Here is a 15579-nt window from a genome sequence, read left to right on the forward strand (position 1 = left end):
GCAGGCTCCTGGTTAAAGTGAACTGGCTGTGGTTACAGCAGGAAGAGCGGGACAGCTAAAACGATCGCTGAGCAGCGGATAACGAACAGAGTCGGGCAGTTCAAAATGCCACCACTCGCTGTTAATACCGATAAAGCCGCCGGCCTGCATAATGGCATTCAGCACCAGACGGTTACGGTGCGCCGTTGCGGGAATATCCGGGCTCCAGAGATGCGAACGCGCATTCATCTCGTCAAAAGCGGTGCCCATATCTAGAAGATTGCCCGCCTCGTCGCGCAGCGTGACGTCAATGGCCGTGCCGCGGCTGTGGTTAGATCCCAGCGAAACGGCCATAACATATTGCGGGTCTGGACAGGCCAGCCAGAGATGCTGCTGCGCCAGCTGAGGACGCCAGGCGTCATACACCACCAGCGTCAAACCGGCCAGCCGCGCCACCTCGACGCTGCGCGCCAGCGCTTTCGCCGCGTCGGGATGCAGCAAACAGCGCGCCTGCTGATAGATGGCGTAGCCGGTAATATTGTCCGGCGAGGCATATTTCAGATCGATCTCCAGCTGTGGAAAAGTGTCGGCCAGATCGACCAGTTCAACTTCCTGCATCATGCGTTTCCCCTGTTAGCGTTCAAATTGTCCAAACTCTTGCTGTAGCTGACGGTTGATTGCCAGCCTGTCAGCCAGCCGGTCGCCGAGATGTTCAACCACTGCGGAAAGCAACAGATTAAACAGACAGCTCAGCGGCGCCAGCGAATCCCAAAAGTGTCCGGTATCGGTTTTAACCTGCAGTAAATCCAGCGGATAATCGCGTGCCCACGGACACCAGACATCGGTGACCAGCGCCAGCGTCATCTGTCGTTCGCAGGCAACGCGGCAAAAATGGCGCGCGATGGTGGAATAGGCGCGGGTATCGGTCACCACCACATAAGGCGAGGCAAATTCAGAATTGAGCGTCTCCACCCAGCTTCCCGACAGCCCGTCCACATAGCTGACGTGCGGGCGCAGATATTCCAGATGGCTAAAAAAGGCGTTGGCGATACCGCGTGTGGACTGAATGCCCAGCACAAACACCGCCTCGGCGTTGGCCAGCCGCTGACTGATGCGGTTAAACGCCTCGCTTTGCGCCAGCTGATAAACCTGGGTAATCGCATCCAGTTCCAGCTTCAGCGACTGGCGATAGCGATCGGGCAGATGGCGCTGCTGTTGCCAGGAGTCGAGACGATCGATCACGCCCCACGGCTTATAGGTTATCTGCGGCGTATCACGCAGGCTTTGCCGAACTTCATTGAGGTTACGGTAGCCCAGCCGCCGTAAATAGCGGCCAACGGTAATGCCGCTGGTGCCGGTGGCGCGTGCAATGCTGTCGGCGGTTTCAAACGGAATTTGCGTGGTATGGGTCAGTAGCCAGCTGGCGATACGCTTGCCGCCTGGCGTTTGCTGAGCAAAAGAGCTCTCAATGCGGGCAATCAACGTCGGCTTATCCATTCTCACCACCTCAGTGTTATCAGACTGTCAGCGCTGACCCGGCTGTTATTGATTTAACAAAGCAGAAGTCATGCCAGGTTTAAGCGGCCGGCAAAGCCGCGCTGTGGGGGTAAAAATGCGCTATGGCGTTGATTATGTCTTAACAAAAGATCAACAAATGTGCAGCATCGCGCATTTTTGGTGCAGGCTTAGCCGTGTCTGAGATGAGGGTCTTTGTTGTGCGGCAAGTTTCACAGCGTATTGTAAGCCGCTGCAAATCGGCTAAAAAAGCGGGAAGAGCGCCCGTAATCCGCAGACGCCGCGCTGGTCGCTATTCTCCAGCGCGGCACAATAGCGCGATGAAAACAACGCGTGCTGAAGGATTTACCCTGATGGAGCTGCTGCTGGTGCTGACTATAGCCGGTCTGCTGAGTCTCGCTTCGTTGCAGGGCTGGCAAAGCTGGCAGCAGCGCCAGCGTATGCAGGAGACCGCCCGGCAGCTGCAGCGCTTTTTACATGGCGTACGGGCGTGGGCCAACTGGCATAACCGGGAACAGCCGCTGTGGCTGCTGACGGGCGAACGCTGGTGCCTGGGCAGCGGAGCCATACCTGCGGCTGGCTGCGGTAGCGGACGGCGCCTACAGCTGCTGGCGCCGCACCCGCAGGTGCATATCATCGCCATTGACGGGGAGCCGGGATTTTACGGCAAACGCAACGTGGCAAAAGCGGGGCACATTATTTTTGGCGAAGGCACGCTGCGCTGGCGCGTAATTATATCCTCACGAGGCCGTATCCGGCTTTGTCAGGTCGCGCCATGTCTGTAAAAGCCGCAGGGTTTAGCCTGATGGAAATGCTGATCGCGATGGCGCTGAGCGGCATTTTAATGCTGGGGGCGCTGCGTCTGCTGCCGCACCTGCAGCGGCAAAACCTTCAGCTGCAAAGCCAGGTGCGGCTACAGGAAGAGCTACAGCAAATAATGAACGTACTGGAAAAGGCGATTCGGCGCGCTGGCTACTGTCACGGGATCTGTCAGGGGACGCCGCTTATCCTTCAACGGGACTGCCTGCTGGTCAGGTGGGATGAAAACAGCAATGGCCGCTGGGAAGGGCCGGAGCATGAGGAGAGCGAATGGTACGGATACCGACTCCGCAATCAACGCCTGGAGATGCAGCGCGGCGTGAGCAGCTGCGACGGCAGCGGCTGGGAAAGCCTTTCCGATCCGGCCACGCTAGCCGTTGGCGAGCTGGTGTTTACCCGCGCCGGGCGGCAGGTGACGCTGACGCTCGGCGGCGAATCGCCGAGCTTTCCCGCGCTTCATCTCACGCTGCAAGGCGTGGTCAGCACCCACAACGCACCTTAAGGCAGGATGGCGGCATGGCGCTAGCGATGGTGCTGCTGGTTCTGCTGCTGGGCTCAGGCCTGCTGCATGCCACGCGTCAACAGCTGGATGGTGCGCTGTCGCTGGTCGCAGATGAGCGACAGTTCCTGCTGGAGCAGCATCAGGCGCTTTCCGCGCTGGCCTGGGGCGCACAGTTGACCTGGCCGCCTCAGCAGCAGGGCTGGCATTGCCAACGGCAGCCGCAGTTTGGCTGGCGTGCCTGTGTGCTGCATCGGGATAACGGCGAAGCGCTGCTGCGCGGCGGGGGTGAGTCAACCGCCGGGGAGGCGCTGGCGCTATGGCAGTGGCTGACGCCGGGAGAAGGCGGGCGCTGGCAACCGCTGGCGCACGGTTGGCTCGATTTTTGTCCGCTTTCACCCTCGGATTGCCTCGCTGATGAAGGGTGAAAGAGGGTTTAGCGTAGTGGAAACGCTGCTGGCGCTGCTGCTGTTTGCCATCAGTTTAACGGCGCTGTTGCACTATCAGCGGATGCTGGCGGCAGGCTTTTACCAGCAGTGGCAACAGCGCGAGGCATGGCGCGTCGCTGCACTGCGTCTGCAGGGGCAGGAGAGCGAAGGCTGGCAAACCTCGCTACGCTCGTTACCGGCGGTGGAAGGCTGCCTGTTTTGGCAGGCCACGGCTTCCCGGCCCGGTTTGTCTCCTGTTACGCTGGGCCAGCTGCGCTGTGATCAATGACTTTCCGGACGGCTGAATTTCCCGCCAGGCGCGCTGTCATTAACCGTACTTTTGCGCTTTTTTTGCCCACCGGTTGCATTAGCTGATTTAAGAGGTAGAGTGTCCCCGCGCTAACGCGCAGTAGCAGCACTGAACAGGAGCCACTATGTTTACGGTTTATCACTCCAACCAGCTCGATATTCTTAAATCGCTGGCGGCGTATCTGATTGAAAACGAACCGTTACGCGATCCTTTTCAGTCCGAAGTGGTGCTGGTGCAAAGTCCGGGCATGGCGCAGTGGCTGCAGATGCAGCTGGCCCAGCAGTTCGGCATTGCGGCCAATATCACTTTTCCGCTGCCCGCCTCTTTTATCTGGGATATGTTTGTGCGCGTATTGCCCGGTATCCCCAAAGAGAGCGCCTTCAATAAAGCCAGCATGAGCTGGAAGCTAATGACGCTGTTGCCCGATCTGCTGCGGCAGGAGGCGTTTCGCCCGTTGCAGCACTATCTTAACGACGACGATGACAAGCGTAAGCTGTTTCAACTGGCTTCGCGCGTGGCCGATCTTTATGATCAGTATCTGGTCTATCGCCCGGAATGGCTGAATAGCTGGCAGCAGGGAAAAATTATCGATGGGCTGGGCGATGCGCAGCAGTGGCAGGCGCCGCTGTGGGCCGCGCTGGTGGCATATACCCGCGACCTCGAACAGCCGGAGTGGCACCGCGCCAACCTGTATGCGCGCTTTATTCAAAAGCTGGAAAGCAGCGAATCGCGTCCGGCGGGTCTGCCCGATCGCGTCTTTATCTGCGGAATATCCGCGCTGCCGCCGGTCTACCTGCAGGCGCTGCAGGCGCTGGGCAAGCATATCGATATTCACCTGCTGTTCACCAACCCCTGCCGTCACTATTGGGGCGATATTCAGGACTACGCTTTTCTGGCGAAGCTTCAGAGCCGCCGTCGCCGCCATCATCAGCAACAGCAGGAGATCGCCTTGTTTCGCGATCCCGAAGCCGCCTCGTCATTATTTAACGATGCCGGGGAACAGCAGCTGACCAACCCGCTGCTGGCCTCGTGGGGCAAGCTGGGGCGCGATAATCTTTATCTGCTGGCGCAAATGGAGGCGCGGGAAATCGATGCCTTTGTTGAGGTGCCGGAAGATACGCTGCTGCAGGCGTTACAGCACGATCTGTTGGAGCTGGAAGATAACGCGGTTATTGGCCTGGACGCGGAAGAGCTGAAAAGCAGCCATAAAAAACGCTGTCTCGATCCGCAGGATCGTTCCGTGGTGGTGCATGTCTGCCACAGTCCGCAGCGCGAAGTAGAAGTTTTACAGGATCAATTATTGGCGATGATGGAGGCGGATCCCGCGCTGACGGCCCGCGATATTATCGTAATGGTGGCCGATATTGACGCCTACACGCCTTATATTCAGGCGGTATTCGGCAACGCATCGGCGGATCGCCATCTGCCTTTTGCGATTTCGGATCGGCGCGCCAGCTTCGCCCATCCGGCAATTATGGCCTTTATCAATCTGCTCGCTTTACCGGACAGCCGCTTCGCCTGTGAGGAAGTGCTGGCGCTGCTGGAAGTGCCGGCGCTGGCGACGCGCTTTGCTATTGATGAAGAAGGGCTGCGCCGTTTGCGGATGTGGGTAGAGGAGTCCGGCATTCGCTGGGGGCTGGATGATGATAACGTGCGTGAGCTGGAGCTGCCACCGACCGGCCAGCACACCTGGCGCTTCGGTATCACCCGTATGCTGCTCGGTTATGCGATGGAAAGCGCGCATGGCGACTGGGACGGCATCCTGCCTTACGATGAGTCCAGCGGGCTGATCGCCGAGCTGGCCGGTAATCTGGCAGAGCTGCTGATGCAGCTTAACCACTGGCGTCAGGTGTTGGCCCAGCCGCGTACGCTTAGCGACTGGCAGCCGCTGTGCCGCGAAATGCTGCAAACCTTTTTTGCCGCCGATGTGAATACCGATGCCGCGCTGATGCTGATTGAAGAACAGTGGCAGCAGGTAATGGCCTATGGTCTGCAGGCGCGCTACATCGATAACGTTCCGGCCACGCTGCTGCGCGATGAGCTGGCCGCGCGCCTCGATCAGCAGCGTATCAGCCAGCGTTTTCTGGCGGGGCCGGTTAACTTCTGTACCCTGATGCCGATGCGTTCGGTGCCGTTTCGCGTGGTTTGCCTGCTGGGAATGAATGACGGCGTCTATCCGCGCACGCTGCCGCCGCTGGGGTTTGATTTAATGGCGCAGCAGCCGCAAAAGGGCGACCGCAGCCGCCGAGACGATGACCGTTTCCTGTTCCTGGAGGCATTGCTTTCGGCGCAGCAGAAACTCTATATCAGCTATATTGGCCGCTCGATTCAGGATAATACGGAACGCTACCCTTCGGTGCTGCTCACTGAGCTGGTGGATTATATTGGGCAAAGCTTTCATCTGCCGGGCGATGAGGCGCTGGACGTTGACAGCAGCGCTCAACGGGTGCTGGCGCACCTGCATTGCCTGCACAGCCGTATGCCGTTCGATCCGCAAAACTTCGCGCCGCAGGCGGAATATCGCAGCTTTGCTCAGGAATGGCTGCCTGCGGCGCGCGGCAGCGGCGAGCCGCATCCGCCGTTTATGCAGCCGCTGCCGCCGCTGGAGACCCGCGAGCTGAGCTTTGAACAGCTGCTGCGTTTCTGGCGTCACCCGGTACGCGCCTTCTTTACTATGCGCCTCGGCGTCAGTTTTGCGCTGGAGCAGACCGAGCTGCCTGACGCCGAGCCGTTCGTGCTGGATGCGCTCGATCGTTACCAGATTAACGCTCAGTTGCTTAACGCGCTGATTGAAGAAGAAGATACCCAGCGGTTGTTCAATCATCATCGTGCGGCGGGCGTATTGCCCTATGGCGCTTTCGGCGAACTGTTCTGGCAAACGCAGCAGGAAGAGATGACGCCGCTGGCTGAGCAGGTCAGAGAACTGCGCGCCGAAAGCCGCAGCGTGGAAATCGACCTGACCGTCGCGGGGGTTAAGCTGAATGGCTGGCTGGTGCAGGTGCAGGAAAACGGTCTGCTGCGCTGGCGTCCGGGCGTGCTGAACTTTACCGATGGTCTGGCGCTGTGGCTGGAGCATCTGGCGTGGTGCGCGCTGGGTGGAAAAGGGCAGAGCCGTATGCTGGGGCGTAAAGAGAGCAGCTGGTGCTTTGACGCGATCGATGCGCAGCAGGCGCAGGAGTGGCTTACGCGCTATGTCGAAGGCTATCGTGACGGCATGTGTTCGCCGCTGCTGCTGCTGGCGAAAACCGGCGGCGCCTGGCTGGAAGCGAGCTACGACGCCAAAAACGATGTCATGCTGATGGATGAAGCCACTCAGACCAAAGCGCGAGCGAAGCTGTTAACCGCCTGGCAGGGCAACTATCAGCTGGAAGGCGAAGGCAGCGATCCTTATCTGCAACGCCTGTTCCGTACGCTGGAAGCGACGCAGCTTGATGCTATTTGCGCCGCTGCCGAACAGTGGCTGTTGCCGCTGTTGCGTTTTAACCGCAGCGATACGCAGAAAAATGATGAATAGCTAATTTAACCTACAGTAGAAGCGCCTGGCGGAACGCTTATCCGCCAGATTTCAGTAGTGATATTTGTTTTGGCCAGCGACACCGCGTTGGAGAAAAGGATAAAACTCAAGGGGATTAAATGCGAAAGTACGCTGTCTGGACAGCCAGTCTGTTACTGATGTTTACTCTGTTTAGCCAGGCGGCCAGCGCTGAGAAAGGCTGGCAGCCCATCGATCGGGCCATTCAAAAAAGTGATAAAGATCCCCGTCACTATCAGGCGATTCGTCTGGATAACGGAATGACGGTACTGCTGGTTTCCGATCCGCAGGCAACGAAATCACTGGCCGCGCTGACGCTGCCGATTGGCTCGCTGGACGATCCCGCAAGGCAGCTGGGCCTGGCTCACTACCTTGAGCATATGGTGCTGATGGGATCGAAGCGCTATCCGCAGCCGGATAATCTGGCGGAGTTTCTGAAGAAGCACGGCGGCAGCCATAATGCCAGCACCGCCTCCTATCGCACCGCTTACTATCTGGAAGTGGAGAATGAAGCGCTGGCCCCGGCCGTTGACCGCCTGGCGGATGCCATCGCCGAGCCGCTGCTCGATCCGGTCAACGCCGATCGCGAGCGGAATGCGGTTAATGCTGAGCTTACTATGGCGCGTTCCCGTGACGGGCACCGCATGGCGCAGGTGGGTGCGGAAACGCTGAATCCGGCGCATCCTGCGGCGCGCTTCTCCGGCGGTAACCTGGAAACGCTGAGCGATAAACCGGACAGTAAACTGCACGATGCGCTGCGCCAGTTTTATCGGCAGCACTACTCGGCCAACCTGATGAAAGCGGTTATTTACAGCAATCAGCCGCTGCCGGAACTGGCAACTATCGCCGCGCAGACTTTTGGGCGGGTGAGCAATCATCAGGCCAGCGTTCCTGTAATCAACGTACCGGCGGTAACCGACCAGCAGAAAGGTATTATCATCCATTACGTTCCGGCCCAGCCGCGTAAACAGCTGCGGGTAGAGTTTCGCATCGATAACAATAGCGATCGCTTTCGCAGCAAAACCGATACCTTAATCAGTTACCTGATTGGTAACCGCAGCAAAGATACGCTTTCCGACTGGCTACAAAGTCAGGGGCTGGCCGACTCCATTGATGCCGGTGCCGATCCGATGATTACGCGTAACGGCGGCGTATTCACCATTAACGTCTCGCTGACCGATAAAGGGCTGGCGCAGCGCGATCGGGTGGTTGCGGCGATTTTTGATTACCTTGCTATGCTGCGCGATAAAGGCATCGATAAACGCTATTTCGATGAAATGGCGCATGTGCTGGAGCTGGATTATCGCTATCCGTCGATCAGGCGCGATATGGATTATATCGAATGGCTGGCGGACACCATGCTGCGGGTGCCGGTCGAACATACGCTGGATGCGCCTTACCTTGCTGACCGCTACGATCCGGCGGAAATCAACGCGCGCCTGCAGGGAATGACGCCGCAGAATGCGCGTATCTGGTATATCAGCCCCGACGAACCGCACAATAAAATCGCTTATTTTGTCGATGCGCCTTATCAGGTCGATAAAATCAGCGCCGATCTGTTCAGTAAATGGCAGCAGGACGCCGCAGAGGTCAAGCTGGCCCTGCCTGCGCTGAATCCCTATATTCCCGATGACTTTAGTCTGATCCCGGCCGCTGAAAAGCCGATAACGCATCCGCAGCCGCTGATTAATGAGCCGGGGCTGCGCGCCTTTTATATGCCGAGCCGCTATTACGCCAGCGAGCCGAAGGCCAATATTATGCTGGCGTTGCGGAATAAGGCGGCGACGGACAGCGCCCGCCATCAGGTGCTGTTCGCCCTGAATGATTATCTGGCGGGCGTGGCGCTGGATGAGCTGAGTTCGCAGGCCTCGGTTGGCGGCATTAGCTTTTCTACCGGCGGAAATGAGGGTATCACTCTTAGCGCCAGCGGTTTTACGCAGCGGCTGCCGAAACTGTTGATTACGCTACTGCAGGGTTACGTTAACTATGTCCCGACGGAAGAGCTGCTGGCGCAGGCAAAGTCCTGGTATAAAGAGCAGCTGGATGCGGCGGAGAAAGGCAAAGCCTTTGAACAGGCGATTCAGCCGGTACAGATGTTGTCGCAGCTTCCCTACACCGAACGCAGCGAGCGCCGTAAGCTGCTGGATTCTGTCAGCCTGAAAGAGCTGAACGACTATCGTCGTATGCTGGCGGAGCAGGCGACGACGGAAATGCTGGTGGTGGGTAATATGGCGCCGCAGGCGGTAGAATCGCTGGCGCGTGAGGTAAAGCAGCAGCTGAACTGTCAGGGTAAAAGCGGGTGGCGCAACGAATATGTCACCATCAACCAGCCGCTGCGCGCCAATATCCAGAAGGCGGGCAGCAGCAGCGACTCGGCGCTGGCGGCGGTTTACGTCCCTGTCGGCTACAGCGAAGATCAGGGTATTGCCAACAGCACGCTGTTGAGTCAGATTATTCAACCCTGGTTTTATAACCAGCTGCGTACTCAGCAGCAGCTGGGCTATGCGGTCTTCACCTTCCAGATGCCGGTTGGACGCCAGTGGGGCATCGGTTTCCTGTTGCAAAGCAACAGCAAGCAGCCTGCCCTGCTGCTGCAGCGCTATGAGGCCTTCTATCCTGACGCTGAAAAGCGGCTGCGGGCGATGAGCCAGCAGGATTTTGCGCAGTATCAGGCGGCGCTGATTAATGAACTGCAGCAGCGTCCGCAAACGTTGGATGAAGAAGCGGGGCGCTATAACAAAGATTTTTATCGGGAAAATTACGCTTTTGATACCCGGGATAAAGTCATTGAGCAAATTAAAACGCTGACGCCGCAGAGCCTGGCGGATTTCTTCCACCGGGCGACGATCGCTAAGCAGGGCCTGGCTATGCTGTCGCAGATCTCCGGCAGCCAGCATGGAAAAGCTGACTATGCCTCACCGCAAGGCTGGAAAACCTGGCCGAACGTCAGCAGCCTGCAGCAGTCGCTGCCGGTAACAAGCGAGAAGAAATGAGCAACAACAATCCGCAACGGCTCGATCCGCTAACGCTGCCGCTTTATGGCGAGCGGCTTATCGAGGCGTCAGCGGGAACCGGAAAAACCTTTACTATCGGCATACTCTACCTGAGGCTGTTACTTGGCCTTGGGCAGGATAATGCTTTCCATCGTCCGCTGTCGGTTGAAGAAATCCTGGTGGTGACCTTTACCGAGGCGGCCACCGCCGAGCTGCGGGGACGTATCCGGCAGAATATCCATGAGCTGCGGCTGGCCTGCGTGCGCGGCAGCAGCGCCAACCCGGTGCTGACGGCGCTGATGCAGGAGATTAGCGATCCGGCCGATGCCGCCGCGCTGCTGCTGGCCGCCGAGCGGCAAATGGATGAGGCGGCGATTTTCACCATTCACGGCTTCTGCCAGCGTATGCTGAATCTCAATGCCTTTGAGTCCGGGATGCTGTTTGAACAGCAGTTGATTGAAGATGAATCCGCGCTGCGCCGTCAGGCGGCCGCCGATTTCTGGCGGCGTCACTGTTATCCGCTGCCGCTGGCGATCGCCAAAGTGATTGCGCAGGAGTGGACCGGGCCGGAGCAGCTGCTTGCCACCTTAACCCCGTGGCTGCACGGCGAATCGCCCGCGTTAAAATATGCGCCGGATGGCGAAGAAACCCTGGCGCAGCGCCATGAGAAGATCGTGGCGCGCATCGATAACCTTAAGGCTGAGTGGCGTGCGGCGGCGGCGGAACTGCGCGAGCTGATTGAAAAGTCCGGCGTCGATAAGCGTAGCTATAGCAGTAAGCATTTACCTGCCTGGCTGAATAATGTGGCGGCCTGGGTTGAAGAAGAGATGCAGGGCTACACGGTGCCCAAAGATCTGGCGCGTTTTCGCCAGAGCGTGCTGCTGGAAAAAACCAAAAAGGGCGAGCCGCCGCGGCATCCGCTGTTTGCGGCGGTGGATGCCTTTCTCGCCGAGCCGCTGTCGCTGCGCGATCTGATTATTGCCCGGGCGCTGGAAGAGATTCGCCTGGCGACCCGCAGAGAGAAAAAACTGCGGGCGCTGCTCGGCTTCGATGATTTGCTTAGCCGTCTGGATGAGGCGCTGCAACAGCCAGGCGGCGATCTGCTGGCGGAGGCGATTCGCGCCCGCTATCCGGTGGCGCTGATCGATGAATTCCAGGATACCGACCCGCAGCAGTATCGTATCTTTCGGCGTCTCTATATTGCGCAGCCGGAAAATGCGCTGCTGCTGATTGGCGATCCGAAGCAGGCCATTTACGCCTTTCGCGGCGCGGATATTTTTACCTATATGCGCGCCCGTAGCGAAGTCAGCGCTCACTATACGCTGAACACTAACTGGCGCTCATCACCCGCTATGGTGGCCAGCGTCAACCAGCTGTTTTCCCGGCTGGATAATCCCTTTTTATTCAGCCAGATCCCTTTTATTGAGGTTAACGCCGCGCCGCCCAACGAAACGCGCGGCTTTCATCTTGACGGCGCGGTGCAGCCAGCGCTGCGCTTCTGGCTGCAGCCCGGCGAAGGCGTGGGCGTTAGCGAATACCAGCAGTGGATGGCGCGCCAGTGCGCGGCGGAAATTCTTCACTGGCTGCAGGCTGGCCTGCGCGGCGACGCGCTGGTTGGCAAGCAGGGCGACCAGCGTGCGGTCAGAGCCTCGGACATTACCGTGCTGGTACGCAGCCGCAGCGAGGCGGCGGTCATTCGCGAGGCGCTGGAAAGCCTTAATATTCCTTCGGTCTATTTATCCAACCGCGACAGCGTGTTTACCACGCCGGAAGCGCGTGAACTGCTGTGGCTGCTGCAGGCGGTGCTGGCTCCTGAGCTGGAGCGCACCCTGCGCAGCGCGCTGGCGACCAGTATTTTAGGGCTGGATGCGGTCACTATTGATGCCATGAGCCAGGATGAAGATCGCTGGGACGCGCTGGTTGATGAGTTTGCCGCCTATCGCCAGCGCTGGCAGCAGCGCGGCGTTCTGCCGATGCTGCGTGAGCTAATGACCCGGCGCAATCTTGCAGAAAACCTGCTGGCTTCTGACAGCGGCGAGCGGCGTCTGACAGATCTGCTGCATCTTGGCGAGCTGTTGCAGGAAGCCGCCGCGCAGCTGGATAGCGAACATGCGCTGGTGCGCTGGCTGGCGCAGCAAATCGCGCAGCCTAACCATCAGTCGGCCAGCCAGCAGCTGCGTCTTGAAAGCGACCGTCATCTGGTGCAGATCGTGACCATCCACAAATCCAAAGGGCTGGAATATCCACTGGTATGGCTGCCGTTTGCCGCTAACTTCCGTGAAGCGGCGCAGGGGCTGTATCACGATCGCCAGACTTTTCAGGCTCTGCTGGATCTGAGCGATGATGAAGAGAGCCTGGCGCTGGCCGAGCAGGAAAGGCTGGCGGAAGATTTACGCCTGCTGTACGTAGCGCTAACCCGCTCTGTTTATCATTGCAGCATCGGCATTGCGCCGCTGATTAAGGGCAATCGTAAAAAAGAGGGCAACAGCGACCTGCATAAAAGCGCGGTGGGCCATCTGGTCCAGCGTGGCGAAGCGCTCAACGCCAGCGGGCTGCAGGCAGCGCTGCGTGACTTAAGCAACGACGCGGTAGAAATGGTGATGCCGGAAGAGGCTGCGGCAGGACGCTGGCAGCCGGAGGGCGATCGTATGGTGGAGCTCGACAGCCCGGTGGTTTCCCGTCCGCTACAGGATCACTGGCGCGTCACCAGCTACTCTGGCCTGCAGCAGCACGGTTCGACGGTTGTGCTCGATTTGACGCCGCGCTTTGATATTGATGCGGCAGGAGAAATGGCTGAGGTTGTCGCACCGGCGCTGACGCCGCATACCTTTCCGCGCGGCGCTTCGCCGGGCACTTTTCTGCACGGCCTGTTTGAAATGCTTGATTTTAACCAGCCGCCGGATGAAGCATGGCTGGCGGAACAGCTGCAGCTGGCCGGTTTTGGCGAACAGTGGCTACCGATGCTTACCGACTGGATTAGCCGGGTATTGCAAACGCCGCTTAATCAGGAAGGCATCCATCTGGCGAGGTTAACGCCGGGCCGCTATCTGGTCGAGCTGGAGTTTTATCTGCCGATGCATCAGCTGCTGACCGCACCGGCGCTGGATGCGGTAATGCGTCAGCACGACAGCCTGTCGGCTCAGGCGCCGGGGCTGAATTTTCAGCAGGTGCAGGGGATGCTGAAAGGCTTTATCGATTTGGTTTTTTGCTGGCAGGGGAAATATTACCTGCTGGATTATAAGTCTAACTGGCTGGGCGAAGAGAGCGCCGCCTATACGCCGCAGGCGATGGCGGAGGCGATGATTAGCCACCGCTATGACTTGCAGTATCAGCTTTATACGCTGGCGCTGCATCGCTATTTGCGTCATCGTGTAGCGGATTATGATTATCAGCGCCACTTCGGCGGCGTGTTTTACCTGTTTTTGCGCGGAATGGACGGCAGCGCCAGTGAAAATGGCGTGTTTCATCACCGTCCGTCTGCAGATTTTGTCATGGCGCTGGATCGCCTGTTTTCCGGAGACAAGGTGGAAGCGGAATGAGAAAAATGAGCGAGTTGCTGCGCGAGGCGGTGGACAAACGCCTGATACGCGCGCTGGATTTGCAGTTCGCCCATATGCTGGCGGATGATGGACAACCCGCGCTGATGCTGGCGGCGGCCTGCGTTAGCGCCGAGGCGGGAGAAGGGCATGTTTGCCTGCCGCTCGATCATTTTCGTGACGGCCAACTGTTTGCCGGACGGCAGCCGGAGCTGGCGGCCGAAATCTGGCAGACGGTCGGGCAGCCGGCAGACTGGCAGCGTTTGCTGTTGCAAAGCCACGCGGTAAGCGATGGCTCAAAGCCGACGCCGCTGGTGGTGGCGCAGCAGCGGCTCTATTTGCACCGCATGTGGCGCGGAGAAGGCCATGTGGCGCGCTTTATCGCGACTGAGCAGCCCGTACCCGCTTTTAATGACGCCGATTTGCAGCGGATATTAAATGAGCTGTTCGGCAATCGCCCTGACGACTGGCAAAAAATTGCCGCCGCCGTGGCGATTACCCGTCATATCTCGGTGATTTCCGGCGGTCCGGGAACCGGAAAAACCACTACCGTCGCTAAACTGCTGGCGGCGCTGATTCGGCTTTCCCAACAAAAGCTGCGCATTCGTCTGGCCGCGCCCACCGGTAAAGCGGCGGCGCGGCTCACGGAGTCTCTGGGCAAGGCGCTGCAGGCGCTGACGCTAAGCGACGCGGAGCGCACCGCCTTTCCTGAAGAGGCGACAACGCTGCACCGTTTACTGGGCGCGCAGCCCAACAGCCAGCGGCTGCGTTACCACGCCGGTAACCCGCTGCATCTTGATGTGCTGGTGGTGGATGAGGCCTCAATGGTGGATCTGCCGATGATGGCAAATTTGATTGCCGCATTGCCGAAACATGCGCGGGTTATTTTCCTTGGCGATCGCGATCAGCTGGCTTCGGTCGAAGCGGGAGCGGTATTGGGCGATATTTGCCGCTGCGCCGAGGCGGGTTACAGCACGGCGCGCGCCAGGCAGCTGGAGCAGCTTACCGGCTGTCAGCTGGACGGGATGGACGGCGAGGATATGCCCAACGTGCGCGACAGTATTTGCCTGCTGCGCAAGAGCTACCGTTTCGATGCCCGTTCCGGTATCGGTCAGCTGGCGCAGGCGGTGAACGCTGGCGATGCCAAAGCGGCGGAAAAGGTATTCGGCGCGGGCTTTGCTGATATTTGCCGCAGCGAGCTAAGCAATGCCGAACATTACCAGCAGCTCCTGGAGCAGGGGATTGCGGGTTATGAAGAGTATCTGACGCTGCTGCAGCGCAATGCGGATGCGGATGAAGTGCTGGCGGCATTTGCCCGTTACCGGCTGCTGTGCGCGCTGCGCGAAGGGCCATTTGGCGTTGCCGGTTTGAATGAACGTATCGAACGTCAGCTGCTGAAACAGCGGCGGATTCGGCGGCCGCAGGCGCAAAGCCGCTGGTATATTGGTCGGCCGGTAATGATTGCGCGCAACGATAGCGCGCTGGGGCTGTTTAACGGCGATATTGGCGTAGCGATGAACGATGCCAGCGACGCGTTGAAAGTGTTCTTTCCGCTGCCGGACGGCACGATTAAGGCGGTGCAGCCAAGCCGTTTACCGCCGCACGATACCGCCTGGGCGATGACGGTGCATAAATCGCAGGGATCGGAGTTTGAGCATACGGCGCTGGTGCTGCCTAACCACTATTTGCCGGTGCTGACGCGGGAGCTGGTGTATACCGCCATTACCCGCGCGCGCAGTCAGCTAACGCTCTATACCGATCGGCAAATCTTTGCGCGGGCGGTAGCCGTGCGTACCCAGCGGCGCAGCGGGTTGGTGGAGCGCCTCAGCGCTCCCTGCAGTGACATGCCCGATTTTTGATTCCCGCTTTTTATCGGGCTTCAAATAATAGCGTAATATCGCCCAGTACAATATTACGCTATTGTCATTGAACTATTAATTATGTACCGATCTGATTAAAAATAAGTAC

General features: G+C 58.8%; 10 protein-coding genes. 8 read left to right on the forward strand and 2 right to left on the reverse strand.

Annotated elements, in window-relative coordinates; translation table 11 throughout:
• Window positions 1-12 precede the first annotated feature (12 nt).
• Both ddpX and COO59_RS13825 read right to left on the reverse strand, forming a co-directional pair.
• Window positions 13-600 carry a D-alanyl-D-alanine dipeptidase gene (ddpX, locus tag COO59_RS13820; protein ID WP_103060371.1) on the reverse strand — a complete coding sequence of 196 codons (588 nt, stop codon included), beginning with the start codon at window positions 598-600 and terminating at the stop codon, window positions 13-15.
• Window positions 601-612: 12 nt separating this feature from the next.
• Complete coding sequence (locus COO59_RS13825; protein ID WP_103060372.1) at window positions 613-1476, reverse strand: MurR/RpiR family transcriptional regulator; 864 nt, start codon at window positions 1474-1476, stop codon at window positions 613-615.
• A 338-nt stretch (window positions 1477-1814) separates the two neighbouring features.
• Here COO59_RS13825 and COO59_RS13830 point away from each other — a divergent pair, with 338 nt between their 5' ends.
• The 8 genes from COO59_RS13830 (at window position 1815) to recD (ending at window position 15470) form a co-directional block, all read left to right on the forward strand.
• Window positions 1815-2279 (forward strand): prepilin-type N-terminal cleavage/methylation domain-containing protein, encoded by a 465-nt coding sequence (locus COO59_RS13830; RefSeq protein WP_103060373.1) that lies wholly within the window; start codon window positions 1815-1817, stop codon window positions 2277-2279.
• On the forward strand, window positions 2270-2815 hold the full coding sequence (locus COO59_RS13835; protein WP_103060374.1) for a prepilin peptidase-dependent protein: 546 nt from the start codon (window positions 2270-2272) through the stop codon (window positions 2813-2815). Before COO59_RS13830 ends, COO59_RS13835 begins: the two co-directional genes overlap by 10 nt.
• A gap of 14 nt (window positions 2816-2829) precedes the next feature.
• The gene (locus tag COO59_RS13840) at window positions 2830-3240 is read left to right on the forward strand and encodes a DUF2509 family protein (RefSeq protein WP_103060375.1); all 411 of its coding nucleotides are present in this window, start codon (window positions 2830-2832) and stop codon (window positions 3238-3240) included.
• Window positions 3230-3529, forward strand: coding sequence for a prepilin-type N-terminal cleavage/methylation domain-containing protein (locus tag COO59_RS13845; protein WP_103060376.1), 300 nt, complete (start codon window positions 3230-3232; stop codon window positions 3527-3529). The genes COO59_RS13840 and COO59_RS13845 overlap by 11 nt, the downstream gene beginning before the upstream one ends.
• A 145-nt stretch (window positions 3530-3674) precedes the next feature.
• Entirely contained in the window at window positions 3675-7064 is a 3390-nt protein-coding gene (gene recC / locus COO59_RS13850; protein ID WP_103060377.1) for an exodeoxyribonuclease V subunit gamma, read from the forward strand.
• Between the two features lie 119 nt (window positions 7065-7183).
• Window positions 7184-10075 (forward strand): pitrilysin, encoded by a 2892-nt coding sequence (ptrA, locus tag COO59_RS13855; protein ID WP_103060378.1) that lies wholly within the window; start codon window positions 7184-7186, stop codon window positions 10073-10075.
• A complete protein-coding gene (gene recB / locus COO59_RS13860) occupies window positions 10072-13614 on the forward strand; it encodes an exodeoxyribonuclease V subunit beta (protein WP_103060379.1) in 3543 nt (1180 codons plus the stop codon). Before ptrA ends, recB begins: the two co-directional genes overlap by 4 nt.
• Complete coding sequence (recD, locus tag COO59_RS13865; protein ID WP_103060380.1) at window positions 13611-15470, forward strand: exodeoxyribonuclease V subunit alpha; 1860 nt, start codon at window positions 13611-13613, stop codon at window positions 15468-15470. The genes recB and recD overlap by 4 nt, the downstream gene beginning before the upstream one ends.
• Window positions 15471-15579: the final 109 nt, after the last annotated feature.

Origin of the sequence: Mixta theicola, from assembly GCF_002895925.1 — a bacterium.
GTDB lineage: Bacteria > Pseudomonadota > Gammaproteobacteria > Enterobacterales > Enterobacteriaceae > Mixta > Mixta theicola.

Coding starts and splice junctions, on each gene's coding strand:
- ddpX (WP_103060371.1), bottom strand. CDS start 600: ATGATGCAGGAAGTTGAACTGGTCGATCTGGCCGACACTTTTCCACAG.
- COO59_RS13825 (WP_103060372.1), bottom strand. CDS start 1,476: ATGGATAAGCCGACGTTGATTGCCCGCATTGAGAGCTCTTTTGCTCAG.
- COO59_RS13830 (WP_103060373.1), top strand. CDS start 1,815: ATGAAAACAACGCGTGCTGAAGGATTTACCCTGATGGAGCTGCTGCTG.
- COO59_RS13835 (WP_103060374.1), top strand. CDS start 2,270: ATGTCTGTAAAAGCCGCAGGGTTTAGCCTGATGGAAATGCTGATCGCG.
- COO59_RS13840 (WP_103060375.1), top strand. CDS start 2,830: ATGGCGCTAGCGATGGTGCTGCTGGTTCTGCTGCTGGGCTCAGGCCTG.
- COO59_RS13845 (WP_103060376.1), top strand. CDS start 3,230: ATGAAGGGTGAAAGAGGGTTTAGCGTAGTGGAAACGCTGCTGGCGCTG.
- recC (WP_103060377.1), top strand. CDS start 3,675: ATGTTTACGGTTTATCACTCCAACCAGCTCGATATTCTTAAATCGCTG.
- ptrA (WP_103060378.1), top strand. CDS start 7,184: ATGCGAAAGTACGCTGTCTGGACAGCCAGTCTGTTACTGATGTTTACT.
- recB (WP_103060379.1), top strand. CDS start 10,072: ATGAGCAACAACAATCCGCAACGGCTCGATCCGCTAACGCTGCCGCTT.
- recD (WP_103060380.1), top strand. CDS start 13,611: ATGAGAAAAATGAGCGAGTTGCTGCGCGAGGCGGTGGACAAACGCCTG.